This window comes from Petrotoga halophila DSM 16923, from assembly GCF_002924615.1.
Map to the genome: position 1 here is coordinate 1 of NZ_JALY01000207.1, position 2,541 is coordinate 2,541.

The 2,541-nt window shown below is 34.9% G+C and carries 3 protein-coding genes and 1 pseudogene; all 4 read right to left on the minus strand.

The annotated features are described in order from the left end of the window. Positions 1-302 (minus strand): annotated as a pseudogene (locus AA81_RS10150) (arginine--tRNA ligase); the annotation flags it as partial. A gap of 102 nt (positions 303-404) precedes the next feature. Continuing rightward, complete coding sequence (locus tag AA81_RS10155; RefSeq protein ID WP_245863582.1) at positions 405-1,085, minus strand: amino acid ABC transporter permease; 681 nt, start codon at positions 1,083-1,085, stop codon at positions 405-407. After that, positions 1,082-1,849: an amino acid ABC transporter ATP-binding protein gene (locus AA81_RS10160; RefSeq protein ID WP_103898933.1), complete on the minus strand. Its 768-nt coding sequence runs from the start codon at positions 1,847-1,849 to the stop codon at positions 1,082-1,084. Before AA81_RS10160 ends, AA81_RS10155 begins: the two co-directional genes overlap by 4 nt. A gap of 3 nt (positions 1,850-1,852) precedes the next feature. Then, a partial coding sequence (locus AA81_RS10165; RefSeq protein WP_245863584.1) for an amino acid ABC transporter permease occupies positions 1,853-2,541 on the minus strand: 689 nt, incomplete at its 5' end.

Sequence of the window (2,541 nt, forward strand, 5' to 3'; positions counted from 1 at the left end):
CTTAAAATTTTAGAACATATCCTTTGATATATTTGGGGAGAAACAAAAAAATTTAAAAACCCATTTACATTATCTACTTTTTCAAAAAAAGAAGATTTATCTAATTCATCTCTTAAAATTTGGGCAATTTCTTGGGGTGATTTTCTCAATCTTTTAGTTAAAAGGAAAGCAACATTGGATGAAAAATCTCCCAAATCGTCTTTTGGAGGTGTTTCGATAGTAAAATTGAGTTCGATGTCAGTAACGCCAATATTTGACAAGGCTATATTGATCTGGTTTTTTATGAGATCTATTATTTCCATTTATTTATTTCCTCCTGTTTTTTCGTTTATTACTGCCTTTAGTGACTCTAAAATTGCTTTAGCATCCCTTCGCTCAGCAACCATCCAGATTTTATTACATTTCTAAGTTCGATTCCTGGCATAAGTGAGGGTCCCTGGAATCTTCATTTTCTTTTCAATAAATCTGAATATTTCCCCAAAAATTGTGACCAACACAAAATATATGATAGCAGCGAAAAGGTAAACTTGAAAGAATTCAAAGTTACGACTTGCTACAAACTTAGCTTGAGCCATTATTTCTGGCGCTCCAACAATATAAGAAAGAGAGGAATACTTCAATAGATAAATAAATTCATTTGTCCACGAAGGGATAAACCTTCTCAACGCCTGAGGTAATATTATCAATCTAATAGCTTGCCATTTTTTCATTCCTATTGATAAAGAAGCTTGCATTTGCCCCGAGCTTATCGATTGAATAGCCCCTCTTAAATACTCCGCTTGATAAGCGGCAGAATTTAAAGAAAAAGCCATTATTGACGCTGATAATGGAGAAAGCCTAATTCCAATAATAGGTAAACTATAATAAAGAATGAAAAGTTGAACAAGTAATGGCGTACCTCTTATTATTTCGATAAACACATAGCTTATGTAATAGGACAACTTATTTCCATACGTTTTAGCAACTGCTAGTAAAACGCCCAAAAAGAATCCTATAACTACCGAAATTAAAGTTAAAAAAAGTGTAACCCATATACCTTCCACCATATAAACCCAGGAACTTTCGACAATTTCAACAAAGCTCATGTATTTTCTTCCTTTCCGTACAACTGCGATAATTTGTTCAAAAACTCCTTAGTTCTATCTTTTTGAGGATTTTTGAACATCGATTCTGGGGAACCTTTTTCAACGATCACTCCTTTTTCCATAAATATAATCTCATCAGCCACCGCCCTTGCAAATCCCATTTCGTGCGTAACACACACCATAGTCATACCACTTTTTGCAAGATCGATCATAACGTTCAGTACCTCTCCTATCAACTCCGGATCCAAAGCCGAGGTTGGCTCATCAAACAAGATCAGTTTAGGATTCATAGCCAAAGTTCTAGCGATTGCGACTCTTTGCTTTTGCCCACCAGAAAGTTGGGCGGGATAAAGGCCTGCTTTATCCTTCAAACCGACTCGTTCTAACTCTTTTAATGCAATTTCAGTGGCTTTCGATTTCTCAATCTTTTTCACTTTAGTCAACCCGATTCTAACGTTTTCAAGCACAGTTAAGTGATCAAATAGGTTAAAATGCTGAAATACAAAACCTATTTCCTGCCTAATTTTATGAATATTCTTCGAGGATAATATCTCTTCTCCATCCAGATATATTCTTCCTGAATCAGGTTCGACAAGCCTATTTATGCACATCAAAAGGGTGCTTTTCCCCGTTCCACTTGGACCTATTATCACTTTTGTTTCACCCTTTTTTACGTCCAGGGTAATTCCTTTCAAAATTTCTGAGCTATTATAACTTTTATGAAGATCTTCCACTTTTAATATTGTATCTTTCTCTTCTTTCATTAATCAAACGCTCCTTGTTTCATATCCTGGTATTGCAAGCTTTTTTTCAATCCTACCCAGTCCTCTACTTATACTAAAAGTTAGGATAAAATATATAACCCCACAAATTAGATAAACGATCAAAGGTCTGTTGGTAACAGAGATAATATAAGTACCTTGCCTTAGTAGTTCCACCACACCCAAGGCATAAGCTAAAGATGTATCTTTTAAAACCACCGCTGCTTCATTGGTCCATCCTGATAATGCGATTCTTATTGCCTGAGGGAAGATAATATAGAAAAAAGTCTGAATTTTGTTCATCCCGATGGAGTAAGCAGCATCGAGCTGTCCTTTTGGTATGGAAGAAATTGCGCCTCTTAAAATTTGCGATTGATATGCAGAACTTCTCAAACCCAAACCAAGTATTGAGGCGATTAAAGGATCCAATCTTATTCCTATAGCAGGTAAACCGTAAAAAATCAAAAAAAGTATAACCAACAAAGGAATACTTCTAAATACTCGTTCGTAGATCAGAAAAATAAATTGTACAAGTTTATTACCGTACAATTGACCAAAAGAAATTACAACCCCCACAACAAATCCTATTAGCAAACTAAAAAGGGTTAATTCCAACGTAACAAGGGTTCCTTTTAGTAAATAGGGAAAAGAATTGATAATAACTTGAATATCTTGCAAATATAATCCTTCTTTCT